16 protein-coding genes are annotated in these 19,095 nt (G+C 60.9%); 5 read left to right on the top strand and 11 right to left on the bottom strand.

Annotation, left to right across the window (positions count from 1 at the left end):
• Positions 1–91: 91 nt before the first annotated feature.
• From AC27VU_RS17600 to AC27VU_RS17590, 3 genes are read left to right on the top strand one after another with little or no spacing between them, the layout of a single operon-like run.
• Entirely contained in the window at positions 92–1,267 is a 1,176-nt protein-coding gene (locus tag AC27VU_RS17600; protein WP_003221048.1) for an NAD(P)/FAD-dependent oxidoreductase, read from the top strand.
• Positions 1,264–2,076 carry an aldo/keto reductase gene (locus AC27VU_RS17595; protein WP_098966906.1) on the top strand — a complete coding sequence of 271 codons (813 nt, stop codon included), beginning with the start codon at positions 1,264–1,266 and terminating at the stop codon, positions 2,074–2,076. The genes AC27VU_RS17600 and AC27VU_RS17595 overlap by 4 nt, the downstream gene beginning before the upstream one ends.
• 31 nt (positions 2,077–2,107) lie before the next feature.
• Positions 2,108–3,076 carry a hypothetical protein gene (locus tag AC27VU_RS17590; RefSeq protein ID WP_003221044.1) on the top strand — a complete coding sequence of 323 codons (969 nt, stop codon included), beginning with the start codon at positions 2,108–2,110 and terminating at the stop codon, positions 3,074–3,076.
• Positions 3,077–3,166: 90 nt separating this feature from the next.
• Here the strand turns inward: AC27VU_RS17590 and hldE are convergent, their stop codons facing one another.
• The 4 genes from hldE to msbA all read right to left on the bottom strand — a co-directional run bounded on the left by hldE (position 3,167) and on the right by msbA (position 7,969).
• The gene (hldE, locus tag AC27VU_RS17585) at positions 3,167–4,588 is read right to left on the bottom strand and encodes a bifunctional D-glycero-beta-D-manno-heptose-7-phosphate kinase/D-glycero-beta-D-manno-heptose 1-phosphate adenylyltransferase HldE (RefSeq protein WP_003221042.1); all 1,422 of its coding nucleotides are present in this window, start codon (positions 4,586–4,588) and stop codon (positions 3,167–3,169) included.
• Positions 4,589–4,681: 93 nt separating this feature from the next.
• Positions 4,682–5,302 carry an adenylyl-sulfate kinase gene (gene cysC, locus AC27VU_RS17580; protein ID WP_400508137.1) on the bottom strand — a complete coding sequence of 207 codons (621 nt, stop codon included), beginning with the start codon at positions 5,300–5,302 and terminating at the stop codon, positions 4,682–4,684.
• Entirely contained in the window at positions 5,295–5,999 is a 705-nt protein-coding gene (locus AC27VU_RS17575) for a sulfotransferase family 2 domain-containing protein (protein ID WP_201135958.1), read from the bottom strand. The genes cysC and AC27VU_RS17575 overlap by 8 nt, the downstream gene beginning before the upstream one ends.
• A gap of 167 nt (positions 6,000–6,166) precedes the next feature.
• Positions 6,167–7,969 (bottom strand): lipid A export permease/ATP-binding protein MsbA, encoded by a 1,803-nt coding sequence (gene msbA / locus AC27VU_RS17570; protein ID WP_003221037.1) that lies wholly within the window; start codon positions 7,967–7,969, stop codon positions 6,167–6,169.
• A gap of 154 nt (positions 7,970–8,123) precedes the next feature.
• Between msbA and AC27VU_RS17565 the strand changes: the two genes are divergently transcribed.
• Together AC27VU_RS17565 and AC27VU_RS17560 are read left to right on the top strand one after the other, a co-directional pair.
• A complete protein-coding gene (locus AC27VU_RS17565; protein WP_003221035.1) occupies positions 8,124–9,992 on the top strand; it encodes a bifunctional O-antigen ligase/aminoglycoside phosphotransferase family protein in 1,869 nt (622 codons plus the stop codon).
• Entirely contained in the window at positions 9,992–11,209 is a 1,218-nt protein-coding gene (locus tag AC27VU_RS17560; RefSeq protein WP_003221033.1) for an acyltransferase family protein, read from the top strand. The genes AC27VU_RS17565 and AC27VU_RS17560 overlap by 1 nt, the downstream gene beginning before the upstream one ends.
• Before the next feature lie 18 nt (positions 11,210–11,227).
• Here AC27VU_RS17560 and AC27VU_RS17555 read toward each other — a convergent pair whose 3' ends face one another.
• The 7 genes from AC27VU_RS17555 to AC27VU_RS17525 form a co-directional block, all read right to left on the bottom strand.
• Positions 11,228–12,112: a glycosyltransferase gene (locus AC27VU_RS17555; protein WP_201137056.1), complete on the bottom strand. Its 885-nt coding sequence runs from the start codon at positions 12,110–12,112 to the stop codon at positions 11,228–11,230.
• Positions 12,113–12,144: 32 nt separating this feature from the next.
• Complete coding sequence (locus AC27VU_RS17550; protein ID WP_139053520.1) at positions 12,145–13,299, bottom strand: glycosyltransferase family 4 protein; 1,155 nt, start codon at positions 13,297–13,299, stop codon at positions 12,145–12,147.
• A complete protein-coding gene (locus AC27VU_RS17545) occupies positions 13,296–14,732 on the bottom strand; it encodes a PIG-L deacetylase family protein (RefSeq protein ID WP_488724547.1) in 1,437 nt (478 codons plus the stop codon). The genes AC27VU_RS17550 and AC27VU_RS17545 overlap by 4 nt, the downstream gene beginning before the upstream one ends.
• An 8-nt stretch (positions 14,733–14,740) precedes the next feature.
• The gene (locus AC27VU_RS17540) at positions 14,741–15,637 is read right to left on the bottom strand and encodes an antimicrobial resistance protein Mig-14 (protein ID WP_488724546.1); all 897 of its coding nucleotides are present in this window, start codon (positions 15,635–15,637) and stop codon (positions 14,741–14,743) included.
• Positions 15,637–16,767 carry a glycosyltransferase gene (locus tag AC27VU_RS17535; RefSeq protein ID WP_201135963.1) on the bottom strand — a complete coding sequence of 377 codons (1,131 nt, stop codon included), beginning with the start codon at positions 16,765–16,767 and terminating at the stop codon, positions 15,637–15,639. Before AC27VU_RS17535 ends, AC27VU_RS17540 begins: the two co-directional genes overlap by 1 nt.
• Positions 16,751–18,508 (bottom strand): carbamoyltransferase family protein, encoded by a 1,758-nt coding sequence (locus AC27VU_RS17530; protein WP_003221021.1) that lies wholly within the window; start codon positions 18,506–18,508, stop codon positions 16,751–16,753. The genes AC27VU_RS17535 and AC27VU_RS17530 overlap by 17 nt, the downstream gene beginning before the upstream one ends.
• Before the next feature lie 171 nt (positions 18,509–18,679).
• On the bottom strand, positions 18,680–19,015 hold the full coding sequence (locus tag AC27VU_RS17525) for a YceK/YidQ family lipoprotein (protein ID WP_103521884.1): 336 nt from the start codon (positions 19,013–19,015) through the stop codon (positions 18,680–18,682).
• Between the last annotated feature and the right edge of the window lie 80 nt (positions 19,016–19,095).

Raw genomic sequence — 19,095 nt, 5'->3', positions numbered from 1 at the left:
GGTTTTGCATCTGCCCTGTTGATCATCGACAAATCCCCCGCTTTCCCGAGTCTGTATACTGCGCCCTCGTCTTGAACACTGAGGTCGCTGCATGCCATCCGTTATTTCCACCGACGTTCTGATTGTCGGCGCTGGTGTCGCCGGCCTCTGGCTGAATGCGCGTCTGCGCCGCCAGGGTTTTTCGACCGTGCTGGTGGAAAGCGCCAGCCTCGGCGGCGGGCAGAGTGTGAAGTCCCAGGGCATCATCCACGGCGGCGCCAAGTATGCGTTGCACGGTGCGCTGACCGGTGCCTCGGAAGCCATCGCCGACATGCCGCGCCGCTGGCGTGAAGCGCTGGCCGGCAACGGCGAGCTGGATCTGTCCGGCGTGCGCCTGCTGTCCGAAGCGCATTACCTGTGGTCGCCCGGCACCCTCGCCGGCAACCTCACCAGTTTCTTCGCGAGCAAAGCCGTGCGTGGCCGGGTCGATCAGGTCAAGGGCGAGCAACTGCCGCCGGCCCTGCAAGACAAACGCTTCAAGGGCAAGGTCTACCGCCTCGCCGAGTTGGTGGTCGACGTGCCAAGCCTGATTCAGCGCCTGGCCGATCTGGCCGGTGACGGTCTGCTCGCCGGACAAACCATCGAGCCGCTGCTGGAAGCGGGTGTACTGGTCGGCCTGAAGGTCGACGGCCGCGAGATTCGCGCCCAGCGCATCGTCCTCAGTGCCGGTGCCGGTACCGCCCGATTGCTGGAAGACCTGGGCCTGAGCCAACCGGCGATGCAACGTCGGCCGCTGCACATGATCATCGCCAAGGGCCCGAGCCTGAAGCCGCTGTACGCCCATTGCCTGGGCGGTGGCACCAAGCCGCGCATCACCGTCACCACTCACCCGGCTGCTGATGGCAACTGGGTCTGGTACCTGGGCGGCGACATTGCCGAAAGCGATGGCGTGGCCCGCGAGCCGGCCGAGCAGATCGCCACCGCGCAGAAAGAACTCGGCCAGTTGCTGCCATGGATCGACCTGAGCCAGGTGCAATGGGCGACCTTGCGCGTGGATCGCGCCGAGCCGCTGCAAACTGGCTTGAGCCGTCCGGACAACGCCTTCCTCGCCGAGCAGGGTCGCCTGCTGGTGGGCTGGCCGACCAAACTGGCACTGGCGCCAGACTTCGCCGACCGCGTTATTGCCTCACTGCAGCGCGACGGCATCCAGCCGCAACCGACCGAGCCGTTGCCGGCATTGCCAAAACCACCGATGGGCGTACCGGCCTGGGAGCAATTGTTGCCATGAGCATCGCGACCCTGCACGAACTGCATCGTCCACTGGGCAGCACCGGTCTGATGGTTTCACCGCTGGGCCTGGGCACGGTCAAGCTTGGCCGCGACCAGGGTGTGAAATACCCCAACGGCTTTCAGATCCCCGACGATGACGCGGCACGCATGCTGCTCAATCAGGCCAAAGGGCTGGGCATCAACCTGATCGACACCGCGCCGGCCTACGGGCGCAGCGAAGAACGCCTCGGCCCGCTGTTGCGCGGCCAACGGCAGGACTGGGTGATCGTCAGCAAGGTCGGCGAAGAGTTTGCCGACGGCCTGTCGCGCCATGACTTCAGCGCCGCACACACACGGATGTCGGTCGAGCGCAGCCTGCAACGTCTTGAAACCGATTTTATCGACCTGGTGCTGGTGCACTCCGACGGCAACGACATGGCCATCCTTGAGCACGAAGAGGTCTACGCCACCCTCGCCGCACTCAAGGCCGAGGGCAAGATTCGCGGCTTCGGCTTCTCCGGCAAAACGGTCGAGGGCGGCCTCAAGGCGCTGGAGCAAGGGGACTGCGCGATGGTCACCTACAATCTGAACGAACAGAACGAGAAGGCAGTCATTGACTATGCTGCTGCCCACGGCAAAGCCATTCTGGTGAAAAAAGCCCTGGCCAGCGGCCATGTGTGCCTGAGTCCGGGCGTGGATCCGGTGCGCGCCAGCTTCGAGTTGTTGTTCCAACAGCCCGGCGTGGCCAGTGCTATTGTCGGCACGATCAATCCGCTGCACCTCGCCCATAACGTTGCGACCGTTGCCCAGGTCCTTCGTGGTCACTGACGCCGCCCCGCGGCCTTAAGCAGGAGCCGACATGCCGCGCACGCTCATCAGAAAGAACCCGAGCAACTTCAAGACACTGCCGCTGTTCGTCGAGGCCACGCCCGAAGGCCTGACGTATCAGAGCGTCGGCATGCCGCTGAATTTCGCCCAGACCCTGCAACGGCGCAAACCGGTGAGCGTGGCGGATGCCGAGCGCTTCGCGGTGGAGCTGGCCAACCTCGGGGTCTCGGTGCGCCTGACCCTGCATTGGCAGAATCGCGATTACTGGGTGCTGGTGCGCCAGCGTCGGCAGGATCGTGGCGATGTGGTGCTCAAGCTGATTTCCGGTTACGTGCCCGCTCAAGAACTGAACATCCCGTTGCACACGGCGATTCAGGAAATCGCCGAAGAGTGTCTGCTGGAAACCCCGGAAGGCTGGCTCGGCGGACGCTTCAACGACACCTGGTTACCCGCGCCCTACTCGTCCGCCCTGCATTACCGCGAGGCCCTGCCGTTTCGCCTGACGCCGCAATCCGGTTCGGCGCGGCCGGTGCGCTGCGCCAATCTGCAATTGCTCGAACGGCCACGGGCCTACGTGCATCTGCCGACCGCATCGCTGCAACTGATCTATGACTTGCGCCTGGAGGTGCCCAAGGAAGTCAAATCCTTGAGCCTGTTTCACGTCGATGAGCGACTGGAAGGCGATCAGCTTGTCGCGCGACTGGACCGCAAGCGCCCCGATCTGTACCTGATGCCGTTGCAGGACGGCGAACCGCTGGCCGAGCTGTATACCTTGAAGAAAGGTCAGCTGTCTCCGGCAGGCACACGCGGTCTGTATCTGGCCGAAAGCTTCGCCAGACAGGATGGCTGGCTGGTGCGTGACGAGCGGATTCGCTGGAAGGACTGGTTACGCCAACAAGGCCTGACACCGCCGGAGAAACCCACGGGACTGGCGCGGTTGCGCGGCAAGGCCAGGCAATTGCTGAAGAAGATCGTACCGCGCAAGAAAGTCAGTTCCTGAAAAGCAAAAGATCGCCGCCTGCGGCAGCTCCTACAGGGAAACGCATTCCAATGTAGCAGCTGTCGCAGGCGGCGATCTTTTTAGCTTGAATCAGTTACCGCGGATTTTTTCCACGATCGCTGTGGTCGAGCTGTTTTCCACCAGACCCAGCACTTTCACCGTACCGCCGTAAGCCTTGACGATATCGGCGCCGACCACCTGGTCGATACCGTAATCACCGCCCTTGACCAGCACATCCGGCTTGACCTCGCGCAACAGGTTTTCCGGGGTGCCTTCCGGGAAGCTGATCACCCAGTCCACCGCACCGAGGCCGGCGAGTACCGCCATGCGCCGGTCGACACTGTTGATCGGGCGTCCCGGCCCTTTCAGACGGCTGACCGAGGCGTCATCGTTGATCGCCACGATCAGACGGTCGCCCTGAGCGCGCGCCTGTTCGAGGTAGGTCACGTGACCGGCATGCAGAATGTCGAAGCAGCCGTTGGTGAAGACGATGCGCTCGTTATGCGCACGGGCATCGGCCACTGCCAGCACCAGTTGCTCCAGCCCCAGAACACCACGCTCCGAACCTTCTTCACGCTGAATCGCGCGGCGCAGTTCCGGGGCGCTGATCGCTGCAGTACCGAGCTTGCCGACCACGATGCCGGCCGCCAGGTTGGCCAGCGCCACCGCGTGCGGCAATTCTTCACCGGCAGCAATCGCCGCCGCCAGGGTCGAAATCACTGTGTCGCCAGCACCGGTCACGTCGAACACTTCACGGGCGCGGGCCGGCAAGTGCAGCGCCGGATGCTCCGGGCGCAGCAGGGTCATGCCGTGTTCACCACGGGTGACCAGCAGCGCGCCGAGCTCGAGATCGTGCATCAGGGTCGCGCCCTTGCTCACCAGTTCGTGCTCATCGGCGCAACCGCCGACGATGGCTTCGAATTCGCTAAGGTTCGGCGTGATCAGACTGGCGCCACGGTAGATCGAAAAATCCTTGCCCTTGGGATCGGCCAGCACCGGAATGCCTTTGGCACGAGCCGCCTGAATCAAGGCCTGATGATTCTTCAGCGCGCCTTTGCCGTAGTCCGACAGCACCAGCACCTTGATGCCTTCGAGCAGATCATCGACCTGCGAGGCCAGGGCCAGCGCATCGGTGGCAAACGGTTCTTCGAAATCGATACGCAGCAATTGCTGGTGCCGGCTCATGACCCGCAGCTTGACGATGGTCGGCTGATGCGCAATGCGCTGGAACAGGGCACGCACACCCGCGCCTTTGAGACTGTTGCTCAGGCTGTCGGCGGCTTCGTCATCACCGGTCACACCGACCAGCGACGCCGGCGCGCCCAGCGCGGCAATGTTCAAGGCAACGTTGGCAGCACCGCCCGGGCGGTCTTCGATTTGCTCGACTTTTACAACCGGAACCGGTGCCTCAGGGGAAATCCGTGAGGTTCCACCATGCCAGTAACGGTCGAGCATGACATCGCCGACCACCAAGACTGGGGCTTGATCGAATCGCGGCATGGACAACTTCATGGAGCAACCCACATACAAAATGAACAGGGGCGCGATATTAACACAGGGTTGGCGCAGGCTTGAGTGCAGCCTGCAACAGGATGAAACAGCTATTTAATTTGCTTGTTTTTTGACCACAAGAGCAGCCAATTGCCGGCAGGCGGCGGATAACTCGATATCTTCGGTGTCGATTCGACACTCGGCGGCATGAGGGGCTTCGTAAGGGCTGTCGATCCCCGTGAAGTTCGAGATTCGCCCTTCGCGCGCGGCCCGGTACAGACCCTTCGGGTCGCGACGGGCACAGACGTCGAACGAAGTACTGACATGCACCTCGATAAAGTCCCCCTCGGCGAACAGTGCGCGTGCCGCTTCTCGCTCCGCGCGAAACGGCGAGATCGCCGCCACGATCACAACCAACCCGGCGTCGACCATCAAGCGCGCCACTTCTGCCATGCGGCGGATATTTTCCCGACGGCACGCATCACCCATCCCCAGATCCCGACACAAGCCGTTGCGCACGTTATCGCCGTCAAGCAAAAAGGTATGCAGCCCGAGCGGGTGCAAGGATAACTCCAGCGCATTGGCCAGCGTCGATTTTCCCGCACCGGACAAACCGGTCAGCCACAGGCAAAGGGGCCTTTGGCCCTTGAGCATGGCGCGAGCCTGGTTGGAGAGCGCCAGGCCATAGGGACTGATGGCCGAAGCCGACAGCGATGCATGCAATGCTTCATTCATAACCGAGCAACTCATAGTCACGCTGATAAGCCCGTCGAACCAGTCGCCGGGTCCGTAGAGAACAGAAGTCCCGGGCAGGCGTCGACTGACGCTGCCGGGAACAGTTGACGCGGGACAGTTGCCCGCCAATCCCCAATCGCTCGCAGACCAGTTGAAAGTCCCGCTCCAGGTGCTCCTGATAACCGACGAAATCCAGTGCCAGACGGCCCAGCGAATCAGTCAGGAAGTCCGTCTGTGCGGCGAAGTGCAATTGGCGGGTGATTGTTTCGGGATGTAGCCAGCGTGCAACAAAATCATCGAAATCCCGGTACTGCCTGACCAGTTGCTGTGCCTGCTGATCACGCCTGCCCAACTCGTTCCCGCGCAAAAAAGCGTAGGCCGAATAGGCGCGCTCCAGCGGATCTCGAACAAACGCGAATTTGAACGCAGCGGCAAACTGCTCGGGGAATTGCTCTTCGTACCAATACAACGGCAGGTGTCCTGGCCGCCAACCATCGAACATGGCTTCGCACACGCTGCTGCCAGCACATTTGGGGACATGGATAAACAGGCAGGAACGTTGCTCGAAAGCCTTTGGAAAAGTCAGGTTGGCCGACATCGACTTGTTTACCACTTGCCGATCGACCACCGACAAACGCGCGAGCAGAAAGGACCGTTGCGACTTGGGCAGCAGTTTCCACAAAAAGCGTTGGAGCATGAAAGTACCCGCGCGACGGGGATAGCCCCCTCGATGGAAGTCAAAGTTCGTTGAGGAACCTTAACAAGCGCGGTGCCCGGATTTATTCCGGTTTGGTCAAGAAGAGTAAAGTTCTGGATACATATGACTGAGGGAGCGAATCCGCCCCCTCAGGGCAAGGCCAGGAATCAGGCGATGTCTTCGGCCGGGGCATCGAGGCCCATGGCGTTGAGGCGCGCGTAGTAGCCGTTTTGCGCCAGCAACTGTTCATGGGTGCCGCGCTCGACGATGCGGCCCTGATCCATGACCAGAATCAGGTCGGCCTTCTCGATGGTCGACAGACGGTGGGCAATCACCAGTGTGGTGCGCCCCTTCATGACCTGATCCAGCGCAGCCTGAATGTGCCGTTCGGATTCAGTGTCGAGCGCCGAGGTGGCCTCGTCGAGAATCAGCACCGGTGCGTTCTTGAGCAGCGCACGGGCAATCGCCAGACGCTGACGCTGACCGCCGGAGAGCAGCACGCCGTTCTCGCCGACCTGGGTGTCGAGGCCTTCAGGCAACTGCGAGATGAAGTCCATCGCGTAGGCATCACGCGCAGCCTTCTCGATGTCCTCACGCGGCGCACCGGCCAGATCGCCATAGGCAATGTTGTTGGCCACGGTGTCGCTGAACAGGGTCACGTGCTGGGTCACCTGAGCGATATGCCGCCGCAGATTGAGCAACTTGTACTGTTCGATTTCTACACCATCGATCAGGATTTCGCCCTTGTCGTGGTGATAGAAACGTGGAATCAGGTTGGCCAGCGTCGACTTGCCGCTGCCCGAACGACCGACCAGCGCCACCATCTGCCCTGGCTGGACCGAGAAGCTGATGTCGTCGAGCACCTGACGTTCGGTGCCAGGATAGGTGAAGCTCAGATTGCGCACATCCAGGCGACCAGTGACCGAGTCGCGCTCGACGGTACCGGTATCGACTTCCGGCTCGACATCCAGTTGCTCGAAGATGCTCTCGGCACCGGCCACGCCTTTCTGGATGGTCGAGCTGACTTCGGACAATTGACGAATCGGCTTGGGCAACAGGCCTGCGAGGGTGATGTAGGCAACCATGTCACCGGCCGAAGCATCGCCGCGCAGATACAGCACGAGGAACATCAACACGGCCATCGCGGTGTAGATCACCAGTTGCAGCATCGGCGTGTAGATGGCACCGGTGCGGGTCATGCGCAGTTGCTTGTCGGTGTTGCTCTGGCTGGCCTTGAGGAAGCGTTTTTCCTCGTAGACTTCGCCGCCGAAGCTGCGGACCACACGATAACCCTGGATGGTTTCCGAGGCCACGTGCGTGACGTCACCCATCGCCAGCTGGATTTTCTTGCTCTGCTTGCGGAATTTCTTGCTCGCAGTGCGCACCATCACGGCGATCAGCGGCAGGATCGCCACCATCACCAGGGTCAGTTTCCAGTTCATGAACAGCAGCGAGGCAAACAGGAAGATCACCGTCATGCCTTCACGGATTACGACCTTGATCGCATCTGTTGCCGCCCCCGTGACCATGGTCACGTTGAAGGTAATGCGCGAAATCAGGTGGCCGGAGTTATGCTTGTCGAAATAGCGGTTCGGCAGCACCAGCAGATTGTTGAACAACTGCACGCGCAGATCGTGAACCAAGCCAAGAGAAACCTTGGCCAGAAAATAGTTGCCCAGATAAGATCCCAGACCCTGCCACGCCGCGATCAGAATGATCAGCAGCGGCACGGCCTGCAGCAGTTGCAGGTCACGCAGGTAAGGCACGCTTGGAAACAGTACCGCTTCAGGATTGGACAGACCGTCAACGAAATACTTGAGGATGTAGCCGAGCATCGGCTGGGTCGAAGCGAAAATCAGAAAACCGACGATGCTGATCAGAAACAGACTGATGTACGGCCGGACGTAGCCGAGCAGGCGGAAGTAGATTTTCAAGCTCGAAGGGCTTGCGGCGGGACTGGAGTCGGTCATATCACGCGAAAGTCGATAAAAAGGACGCTGACTTTAGCACAGCTTCTCAAGGGTTCTGGCAATCGGCGAAAGGCTGCTATTGTTAGTCATCTTTTTCAGCATCAAATAGCCATCACTCGAATGGTCGATCAACTTCAGGATTGAATCTCACAGCATGCAACTTCGCGGCTTCAGCACTACGTCCAATCGAGTTTTCGATTTCATTAGCCTGTGGATACTTCCCGCCGGTTACTTTCTGCTCTTGTGCGCGCTGTTTTTCCTGCCGGGACGAAGTCTGCATCACAAGCTTTTCTACGGGTTGTTCAGCATCCCGACATTAATAGCACTGTGCCTGCGTCCGCGCGAACTCAAGGAGTTGCTGCAAGAACCCATCATTGTTGCGCTTCTGTTGTTCATAGCCTGGGCCTTGTTGAGCCTTTGCTGGGGACCACACAACGAGCCGGTCGGTGGCATGCTCAAACCACCGCTGCATACCTTTTTACTGTTCGCCGGGTGTTACCTGCTGGTGCGTTACCGCGGCGACATACTCGCGCCGCTGATGTTTGCCGCGGCCCTGGTGGCCCTGATCGCCACGACTGGCTTTCTGTTCAAGTTCGCCCGCAGCTATGAACCGGGCATGCGCCTGATTGGCGGTGGCGCGTTCGACAATCCGCTGCTCAGTTCACACCTGTTCGGTTTTTTCAGCGCTTACTGGCTGAGCGTGACCATGACCTGCAAACGCCGCCGGATGATGTGGCTCAGCGTGCCAGCGATGGCGATCATGTTCATGGCGGTCATCGGCACCGGCTCAAGGACTCCGCTGGTGGCACTGACCATGGCGGCTCTGTGGCTGTGCTTCATCTGCTGGAACCGGCGCTCGCTGGGCCTGCTGATTGCTCTGGCACTCAGCGGCGTGGCAGTGGTCAGTCTGTTCTCGAAAATGATCATGGAACGTGGCGATTCGTACCGGCTGGAAATCTGGCAGAAGGTTCTGCACATGATTGCCGAACATCCATGGATCGGCCATAGCTACAGCGCTGACTTCAGTGTCGACCCTGGCATCGGCATCAACTTTCAAGAGCCACACAGTTTCGTCCTGGGTGTTCTTTATTACGTCGGCATTTTCGGCTTGCTGCCCTGGTTGTTCTTCCTCCTCTGGGGACTGGCGAGCAGTTGGCGTCAGCGGGTACAACCGCTGCTGATCGTAGCGTCGACCCTGTTGATATTCGGCATCGGTGCCGGGCTGACGGAAGGCGGCGGGATCATCTCGCGACCGAAGGAGCACTGGTTCCTGCTGTGGATCCCGCTGGCACTTATCGCCGCCCTGAGCATCAATCAGCGCGCACGGCGCCTGCTGACGATGCCCGTGCAAAAAATGTCGATGACTGACCTCGATCACCTGAGCGTCGACGCTCAGGTGATCGAGGAGGACGGCCTGGGCCCTAAAGTCCTGCGCCTGAGCGATGGCAGCTTTCTCAAGCTGTTCCGTCGCCGCCGCTGGTACACCTCCGGCAGCTTCAATCCGTACTCCGAACGCTTTGCCGTCAACAGCGAACAGTTGCGTCAGATGGGCATCCCCACTCCGCAGGTACTCAATCTGTATCGCCTCGACGACGGCAGCAGCGCCGTGCATTACGCGCCATTGCCAGGACACACCCTGCGCCAGGTGCTGCAGAGCATCACCGCGCCAGCGGTGCGTCAGGCCTTGGTGGAGCGCTTTGGCAAGTTCATGGCGCAACTGCACGAGAAGGGCGTGTACTTTCGTTCTCTGCACCTGGGCAATGTGCTGGTGCTGGAGGACGGTGAATTCGGCCTGATTGATCTGGCCGATCTGCGGGTCTACCCTACGCCGCTCAGTGTTTCACTGCGTCAGCGCAATTTGCGCCACATGCAGCGCTACACCGTCGACAAGCGCTGGCTGTTCGAAGACCACTTCGATGCGCTGCTTCAGGGGTACGCCACGATGGCGTCCAAATCCGCTGTTGATAATCTGCACAGGCAAGTGCTTGCCGGCAACGCTGATGCTCCGGCCCGGGTTCACTGATGAACGTAACCAATCCACTCATTGCGCTGGCCGCCTATCTGCTAGCCATCGTATCGGCCGCACTGTTGCTGCGCGCCGTTCCGAAGATCAGCCGCCACCTGCAGCACTCGGGCGAAAGCCGCTACGCGAGTATCGATGGACTGCGTGGCTATCTGGCGTTTGGTGTATTCGTGCACCACTCGATCATTACCTGGATTTTCCTGCGCACCGGGGTGTTCGACTTTCCGCCGAGCAACTTCTACTCGATGCTGGGTCAGGGCAGCGTCGCGCTGTTTTTCATGATCACCGGGTTCCTGTTCTGGAGCCGCCTGCTGGCTCAGGGGCGACAGCACGACTGGCAGGCGTTCGCGATCTCGCGGGTGTTCCGCTTGTACCCGCTGTACCTGCCACTGATGCTGATCGTATTCGTCACGGTGTTTTATCTGCAGAACTGGCAACTCAAGGAACCCGTCACCGAACTGCTCCAGCAGACTCTGGGATGGCTGACCTTCGACCGACCGAATATCAACCAGTATCCGCACTCCGGCATGCTGATATCCAATGTCACGTGGACGCTGGCCTACGAAGTGTTCTTCTACCTGGCGTTGCCGCTGGCGGCACTGGTCTTCATCTATCGTGGCAGCTGGCTGCAAGTGCTGCTGTGCCTGATCGGCATTTACGCGCTTTATCAGGTGGTCGGTTGGGAGCACTCGCTGAAGAAGCACTTTCTGGCGAGCTTCCTTGGCGGCATTGCGGCAGCGTATTGGGTGCGCCGACCACAGCTGGTGGCCTGGAGCCGCACCCGTTTGGCGAGCGTCATCGCCCTGCTGGCGCTGGTGATCGCCTTCACCGCGTTCAGCCGTGCGTTCAAGACCGCCCCGTTGTTCTTGCTGTCACTGTTCTTCGTGATCGTGGCGTCCGGCAATAATCTGTTCGGTGCACTGAAACCACGCAGCATCCGCTGGCTGGGTGAAATCAGCTACAGCACCTATCTACTGCACGGCTTCGTGCTTTGGCTGTTGGTGCAACGCCTGCCGCTGATGTTGCATGTGGATGCCCGCGAAGCCTGGGTCTATCTGCCGCTGCTCGCCGTCTGCACCTGCCTGCTGATTCTCATCAGCAGCACCACATTCCTCTACATCGAAATGCCGGGGATGGCCGCCGGCAAGAAACTTGTGCAGTGGTTGCGTCAGCGTCAGAAGGGTGACAAGGCTCTGGCCGAGAAAGCCGCTCGCTGAACACGAACGGCTAGCGGCTCAGTCTTTTTCGAGGGGTGAAAACAGCAATCGCCCCAGCCCCCGCCAGGTCTTCTTGTTCCACGCCTTGAACGGAATCTGCGCCAGCAGCTCGCGCGCCAGTTTGCGGTCGCGGTTGGCGGTCTTGAGGAACATCGAGTTCAGCGACTTGTAGCGCACTTCGTCGTACAGCGGATGATCACTGAACAACGCGTACGTGCGCAGGATGTTCTCGATCATGAAGCGATGGTTCTTGTACGAGTTGGTGGCGTGCTTGCGGTAGCGCGCCATCACCACGTTCAGGCCGTCGATGAAGTAACCGGCGCGGGTCACCTTCAGCTCGATGTACAGGTCTTCAAGACGAATCGTCGGATCGAACCCACCCACCTTGTCCAGCGCTTCGCGGCGGATCATCAGGGTCGGTGCCGGCGGATACGGCTTGCGCTCCAGGAACATGTCATCGAAATCGAGGCGCCGGAACGGCACATCACGGCGCTGGCGTTTTTCCGGGTAGAGGCTGCCATCGGCATGCATCAGTTCGATGTTGCCGGCGCAGATGCCGACCTCGGGTTTGCCATCCATGTACGCGACCTGGGTGGCGATACGCTCCGGGTACATGATGTCGTCGGAGCCGAACGGCACGATCAGGCTGCCCTTCGAACGGGCGATGGCGCCGTTTAGGGTGTTGGTCAGGCCCTGATTCTGCTGCACGCGAAAATCGAAGCCGTACTGCGCCTGCAACGCGTTGATCCGCTCGACGCTGTCATCCTTCGAGCCGTCATCGACCACCAGCAACTCGATGTTCTTGTAGCTCTGGTTGAGGACGCTGAGGATGCTTTCCTCAATGTACGGACCATGGTTGTACGAGGCGATGATCACGGTGACGAGAGCGTTGGCTTCGCTCATGACTCTTTCTTCGCTCAAGGCTTTCTCTACGCTCACGGCTGTTCCTTGCGGGCCTGTTCGAGGCCAGAGTCGATCAGGTCCAGGTATTCCTGACGGAACACCTCGATGTCGTGTTGTTCCTGCAGATAGCGGTAGGCCTGTTCGCCCTTGGCCTTGAGTTCATCGTCCGACAGCGCGAGATAGTTATCCAGCGCGGCGACCAGACTCGGTACATCCTTGGGCGTGATCGCCAGACCACCGGCACCTTCGATCAGCGGCAACATCGCCGGCACGTTCGAGGCAATCACCGGCAGGTGCCCGCTCATGCCTTCAAGCAACGCCAGGCCCAGACCTTCAGCCAGCGACGGCATGGTCCAGATGTCGAACGCACGCACGTATTGCAGAGCGTTTTCCTTGAAACCCAGCAGGTGCGCACGGCCGCTCAGGCCCAGTTGCTCGATCTCGGCCGCCAGCGGCGCTTGCAGGCGTCCGGCACCGATGATTGCCAGTTGAGTGTTCGGGTATTTGTCCTTCAGTGCGGCGAAGGCCTGCAACAGATAGGTGTGCCCCTTGACCGACACCAGCCGCCCCAATGCGCCGATCAATCGGACATTCGGGTCGAGCCCCAACAACTCGCGAGCTTTTTCGCGGCTGTGTTGCAAGCCCTCGGCCTGCTCGATATCAATCGCGTTGGTAATGGCGTAAGTGTTCTGGTCGGTGAAGCCGCAGTCGCAATCGAGCAGGTACTGTTTGACCGCCGGCGACACGCCGACGAAGCGCCAGTGCCGATCGATCAGACGCTGGGTCTGCCGACGCCGGTAGAAGCGATCGTATTCGCCGAAACCGTGGGAGATGCCAATGCACAGCGGCACCTTCAACCAGCGGTTGAGCGCGAGCATCATGTTCACTGGTTTGAAGCGATTGCAGATCACCACGTCGAACTTTTCCCGGCGACAGAACTTGTACAACTGCCACATCGCCCGCAGGCGCATGCCCTTGAGCGACTTGTCGGAAAACTCGAAGTACACCGAATGGTCGGCGCGGCTCACCGGCTCGCCCGGCCCCGGTTTGCCGCGCAGGAAAGCGGCGGTGATCTCATAGCGCTCGCTCGGCAATGCCTTGACGATCTGCTCGGCGAGGTCGGCAAAGTCATGGGCTTTGACGTTGTAGTCGGGTTGCAGCTGCAACACCTTGAACCGTTGACTCATGACTCTCCCCGCTGGACGCCTGTCTCACCGTGCTTCAGTAGCCAGAACAACTCCTGGCGCCTGACGGCTTTTCGAAAAAATTCGTTTTCGCCGTATACCGACGCGGCCCGACCGGCTAACACGCGCTGGATCACCCGGCGCAGGCGACGCTTGAACGGTGCCGGCGGCTGCAAGTCATGCATCATGCCCAGCGCCATGGCCTTGTCGCGTTGCAACTCGATGGACAGCGGCAGGCACAGCGGCTGCATCGGCACTGCCGAATCGAAGGCCGGCGGCAAAGCGATGCCCTGCCCGGTGCTGCCCATCGGCCAACGGTCGTTGTCATGCAGATGGTTGGCGTAGCCGAGCAGCGTCGGCTGCCAGTCGAGACCGTGCAGCGCCTGCAACACCGCTTGCTGGGCGCAGAGGTGATCGGGATGCGGATCGAGGGTCGGGTGCGGCAGCACGATCACCTCCGGACGTGCGCGCAGCAGCACTTCACGCAGGTCGGCCAGCAGGTTGTTCCAGGTCGGCGCGCCATCGGCATCGCCGGGCAAGGTGAACGGATTCAACTGGCGAAACAGTCGCGTGTCGCTCAAGTCCGCTTCGCGCGAAGCCACCACCTGATTCGGCGCAGCCTGCATCGCTGCCAGTTGCAGACAGAAGTAACCGAGCTGCACGCAGTGCTCCTGCGGTACACCGGCCCAACGCGGTACGGCGAGGCTGTCCCAGGCGCGCAACCGGCCCTTGAGCCGTGCCGCCTCGACCTTGCTCATGCCCATCTGTTGATAGTGTTCGGCTTCGATCTCGCCAGCGGTCAGGGTGACGATCCAGGCTTCGTCGGCCTGGCTGTACAAGCCATAAGCCGCCAGTTCGGCATCGTCGGCGTGCGGGGCAATCACCATCACCCGCTGACGGCGGTAATCCGGCTGCTCCAGCGCCCACAGCACCGGCTCGCCGAACACCCGGCAGAAGCGCCCGCGCACGCGCAACTGACCTTGCGCCAAGGCTTGGGCCTGACCGCTGAGGTTCAGGTAACGCAGGCCATTGACCCCGCGCTCGAAGGTTTGTGCATCAGGACGCGCCCCGCCAAGCAGTTCGACGCGTGGATCGAGAAAACGTCCCAGCCAAGTGCTTTTGACCTTTATCGCGAGGATCAACGTCGCGTCGTCGACCAGCATCACGCCCTCGTCCAGACGCAATTGCTCGCCGCTCAAATGCACCTTCGGCTGCGGTGTGAACGGCGGAAAGCTGTATTGGTAATCGTCTTTCGGCGAGTAGAACAGGTGATCGGCAAACCACGCCTCATGGGCGACCCAGCCAATTACCGCGAGCACCAGCGGCAACCACCACTTCACCAGCACGCCAAGCGCGATCAACACGACCAGGGCGATCAGCAAGGTGATGCGTTTATTGCGACGATGACGCTTGAGCAGTTGCTGTTTGCGGCTCATGGGCTGACTCATACGGTGAACACCGGCACAGGATTGCACCAGCGATCCTTGTATTCACGGTCGGCGCGACCGAAGGAAAACCGCAGTGGCTTGTCCAGTGCCCGCGCATGCTCCCAGGCGCTTTGCGTATTGAGAAAGCTCAACACGCTGCCCGGACTGAATTCGCGGGTCTCGGGGTCAACGCCGCCGTTGATGTATTCGACGCTGATCCACTCCGGCGCTTCGACGCGGTACACCAGTTGAATGGCGATCGGTGCATCGTTGAGGAAAATCACCGAGCCGATCAACAGTTCGCGCAGCAGCTCGATGACTTCGGCCATGCGCGCCGCACCGGTGGCCGGGAAGCCCCAGCGACGCTGGAACAGATCGCAGTAGATTGCGGCGAGTTCGACACTGGAAAATTCACTGACCGGACGCACCACACCACCCGCCTCTTCCAGCAGGCGCAGTTCGCGGCGCTGGTTGTAGCGAAACTTCTTCGACAGTTCTTCGGGGGTGCGGGCCATGGCCAGTTGCTCGGTCTGCAACTTCATGCCGCTGAAACGGCTTTCGTTGAGCGCCGACAGATAGCGTGCGCGATGGCGCAACGGCGCCTGGGCATCGGCGGCGGCGGGCAGGATCAGCTCGGCATTGCCGAGGTCGAACAGGCCTTTCTTGCCGTTACGCTTGAGCACGTCTTTGGACAGCGCCAGATCGCGGCCCCAGGTCGGGATCGCCGCTTTGACGTCACCGCCCTGCTCCCAGGCCAGATAGCGCACCGGGATGCCGGCCAGATCGGCCAGACGCTCGACCACCATAGGATGCGTCGCGACGCTGCCGCCAAAACGCTGCCAGGCGGTGGCATAGGTGGAGGCGTCAACGGGCGACCAGCCACGTTCGCGCCAGCCTTGAAATCGGTTGAGCATCAGCCCCTCGGTGCCAGATCGGTAACTTGCGGCAGACGCCAGAAGGTGTCGCGCACCGCACGGTCGGAGAAACGCTCACGCAGTCGATCGAGCATCAGCTCGGCACACTGCCGGCGCTGCTGATCATCCATACCGGCCAAATGTTGCAGGCCTTGTGCAAGGTGCTCGGCATCGCCCAGCGGGAACAGAATGCCCACACCTTCGACCACTTCCTTCGCCCCGCCACACGCAGTGGCGAGCAACGGTACGCCGGCGGCCATGGCCTCCAGCAGCACCATGCCGAACGGTTCGTGATCGGAGCTCAGCGCAAACACATCGAAGGCACGGAAGTAATTGCGCGCGTCCGGCACCTGACCGAGAAACAGCACGCGATCACCGATACCCAGCTCGCGGGCCAGTTCCTTGAGGTCCTGTTCCAGACGCCCCTTGCCGAGAATCACCAATTGACTGTTGCCCGGCAGACCGGGCAACGCCGCGGCAAAACCGTGCAGCAACGTCGCCTGATCCTTGTCCGGGTGCAGCCGCCCGACGTTGCCGACAATGAACGCATCCGCCGCCAGCCCGAGGGTCTCGCGCGCTTCGCGGGCCGATACCTGACTGGCCTGCAAGGCTTGCACATCGATGCGGTTGTACAGGGTCTGAATGCGAGTGGACGGCCATTTCGGCAGGCAACGACGCATGTCGTCGCGCACCGCATCGGACACGCCGAGCAGGCTCAGGCGCTTGCGGAAAATATGCGCGAACAGCTTGCGCGTGCCGCGTTTGTAATCGTCAAACGCGTGGTGCACGCCAATCACCGGCAGCGAAGTGCCAAGCAAGGCGATGTAGATCGGCTTGAAGCGATGGGCGATGCAGAAACTGAAATTGCGTGAAGCGGCGATCTTGCGCAGATCGCCGATGGCGCCCAGCTTCAGGCCACGAATGGCCTTGGAGCTGTATTCCATGAACAACACTTCATCGGAAGCACACGCGGCGGCCACCTCGCTATCGGCGGCCCCGGTCAGAAAGACCGTGGTCACCCGATAACCGGTGCCCGCGAACAGGCTGGCGTACTGCCGTGCGCAGTCGAGGAACGGCCCGTCATAGCCGTGACAGAACTGCAGCACATGGCGTTCAGCCGAGCGTGTCATAAGCGTTTGCGCCCTCTTTGACCACCAGAATATCTTCCATGATCAGATACTGTAGATCCGAACCGAAGAACATGTTCAGGGCGTCGGTCGGCGAGCAGATCATCGGTTCACCGCGACGGTTCAGCGAGGTGTTCAGCGACACGCCGTTGCCGGTGAGGTTTTCCAGCGCCTTCATCATGTCGTAGTAGCGCGGATTGTATTCGCGCTTCAGCACCTGGGCACGGGAAGTGCCGTCTTCGTGAACGACTTCCGGCACGCGGGTCTTCCACTCTTCCGCCACTTCGAAGGTGAAGGTCATGAACGGCGCCGGGTGATCGATCTTGATCATCTGTGGCGCAACGGTGTCGAGCATCGACGGGCAGAAAGGCCTCCAGCGCTCGCGGAACTTGATCTGGTGGTTGATGCGGTCAGCCACACCGGCCACGCTCGGGCAACCGATGATCGAACGACCACCGAGCGCACGCGGGCCGAACTCCATGCGGCCCTGGAACCAGGCCACCGGGTTGCCATCGACCATGATTTTGGCGATCTGCTCCGGCATGTTGTCGAGCTTGCGCCAGGTCGGCTTGTTCTCGTGACGGGCGCACGCGGCGATCACGTCTTCGTTGCTGTACGACGGGCCGAGGTAGACGTGTTCCATCTTCTCGACCGGCACGCCACGGGCGTGAGACACATAGGCCGCTGCGCCCACCGCGGTGCCGGCATCGCCGGACGCCGGTTGCACGAACAGTTCCTTGATGTCATCGCGGGCGATGATTTTCTGGTTCAGCTTGACGTTCAGCGCACAGCCACCGGCGAAAGCCAGTTTGCCGGTTTCCTTGAGCACGTCGCCCAGGTAGTAGTCGATCATCTGCAACGCCAGTTTCTCGAACAGCGCTTGCATGCTCGCGGCGTAGTGGATGTACGGCTCGTCGGCGATGTCGCCTTCGCGCTTCGGACCCAGCCACTCGATCAGCTTCGGCGAGAAGTAGAAGCCCTTGCCCTTCTCCTTGTAGCGACGCAGGCCGATCACGTTGGCGTAGTCGGTGTTGATCACCAGCTCGCCGTTCTCGAACGAGGCCAGGCGCGAGAAGTCGTATTTGCTGGCGTCGCCGTACGGCGCCATGCCCATGACCTTGAACTCGCCGTCGAGCATCTCGAAACCGAGGAACTCGGTGATCGCGCCGTACAGGCCGCCGAGGGAGTCCGGATCGAAGAATTCCTTGATCTTGTGGATCTTGCCGTTTTCGCCGTAACCGAAGAAGGTCGTGGCGTACTCGCCTTTGCCGTCGATACCAAGGATCGCGGTTTTCTCTTTGAAACCCGAGCAGTGGTAGGCGCTGGAAGCGTGAGCCAGGTGATGCTCGACCGGCTCGATCTTGATCTTCTTCGGATCAAAACCCAGCTGCTCCAGGCACCAGACGATCTTGTTGCGATAGCGCTTGTAGCGACGGTTGCCCATCAGGATCGCATCGAGGGCGCGATCCGGCGCGTACCAGTAGCGCTTGGCGTAGTGCCAGCGGGCCTTGCCGAACAGGCTGATCGGGGCGAACGGAATTGCCACCACGTCAACGTCGGACGGCTTGATACCGGCCTGTTCCAGGCAGAACTTCGCCGATTCGTAGGGCATGCGGTTCTTTGCATGCTTATCGCGGACGAAGCGCTCTTCTTCAGCCGCCGCCACCAGCTTGCCGTCGATGTACAAGGCGGCTGAAGGGTCATGGCTAAGGGCGCCGGACAGGCCAAGAATCGTCAATGCCACAGGGTCTAGCCTCTTTAGTCTGCATTCAGGCGCGATGCGCCTTGAAAATTGATGTGCCCTCGCACCGGGCGAGAGACAGCTAAAGGGCGGGATTATAGCGTAAACGTGGCGGGAATGACCCTGTGCGAATTGCCCCAGGTGAATCGGCCAGGTGAAACCTTGCTTTCACACTCAATAACCGCCCGCGCGCCAATAGATACCGAGACTGCCGTCACTGGCTTGACGGTAAATCGTATACGGCAACACCACCGTATCCAGCACCCCGGACAACGGCAGGTCCAGCAGCACGAACGGCACCAGGACGCCGGAGGGGTCTGGGGGCGCGTGGAGTACGCAGAAGTCGAACGCCAGACCGCTGTAGATTCGCGGAATCGATTGGCAGTAGGTTTTCTGTTTGCGCATGTCGCGGGCGACGTCGGCGTCCATTTGCATTACCGAGGCGGCGGTGCCGCAGCCGGATAAAAGCCATGCGCAGGTGCTCAGTGTTAAGGCGTTTTTGATGGTCAAGGTTTGCCCTCCGAAGTGGTCAGGGCAAGCTAGCATCGGGGCTGGAGCGGGCACAGTTCATGGCTTCTGGAGAAGCTGTA

The organism is Pseudomonas sp. 14P5.3.2 (genome assembly GCF_057799175.1).
This window is presented reverse-complemented; position numbering and strand designations above follow the sequence as displayed.

What these genes read in the sequence shown, in the direction of transcription:
- AC27VU_RS17545 (WP_488724547.1), bottom strand. Translation starts at nt 14,732, where the DNA reads ATGAGCCGCAAACAGCAACTGCTCAAGCGTCATCGTCGCAATAAACGC.
- AC27VU_RS17555 (WP_201137056.1), bottom strand. Translation starts at nt 12,112, where the DNA reads ATGAGCGAAGCCAACGCTCTCGTCACCGTGATCATCGCCTCGTACAAC.
- AC27VU_RS17600 (WP_003221048.1), top strand. Translation starts at nt 92, where the DNA reads ATGCCATCCGTTATTTCCACCGACGTTCTGATTGTCGGCGCTGGTGTC.
- AC27VU_RS17590 (WP_003221044.1), top strand. Translation starts at nt 2,108, where the DNA reads ATGCCGCGCACGCTCATCAGAAAGAACCCGAGCAACTTCAAGACACTG.
- AC27VU_RS17560 (WP_003221033.1), top strand. Translation starts at nt 9,992, where the DNA reads ATGAACGTAACCAATCCACTCATTGCGCTGGCCGCCTATCTGCTAGCC.
- AC27VU_RS17595 (WP_098966906.1), top strand. Translation starts at nt 1,264, where the DNA reads ATGAGCATCGCGACCCTGCACGAACTGCATCGTCCACTGGGCAGCACC.
- msbA (WP_003221037.1), bottom strand. Translation starts at nt 7,969, where the DNA reads ATGACCGACTCCAGTCCCGCCGCAAGCCCTTCGAGCTTGAAAATCTAC.
- cysC (WP_400508137.1), bottom strand. Translation starts at nt 5,302, where the DNA reads ATGAATGAAGCATTGCATGCATCGCTGTCGGCTTCGGCCATCAGTCCC.
- AC27VU_RS17540 (WP_488724546.1), bottom strand. Translation starts at nt 15,637, where the DNA reads ATGCTCAACCGATTTCAAGGCTGGCGCGAACGTGGCTGGTCGCCCGTT.
- AC27VU_RS17535 (WP_201135963.1), bottom strand. Translation starts at nt 16,767, where the DNA reads ATGACACGCTCGGCTGAACGCCATGTGCTGCAGTTCTGTCACGGCTAT.
- AC27VU_RS17575 (WP_201135958.1), bottom strand. Translation starts at nt 5,999, where the DNA reads ATGCTCCAACGCTTTTTGTGGAAACTGCTGCCCAAGTCGCAACGGTCC.
- hldE (WP_003221042.1), bottom strand. Translation starts at nt 4,588, where the DNA reads ATGAAGTTGTCCATGCCGCGATTCGATCAAGCCCCAGTCTTGGTGGTC.
- AC27VU_RS17565 (WP_003221035.1), top strand. Translation starts at nt 8,124, where the DNA reads ATGCAACTTCGCGGCTTCAGCACTACGTCCAATCGAGTTTTCGATTTC.
- AC27VU_RS17550 (WP_139053520.1), bottom strand. Translation starts at nt 13,299, where the DNA reads ATGAGTCAACGGTTCAAGGTGTTGCAGCTGCAACCCGACTACAACGTC.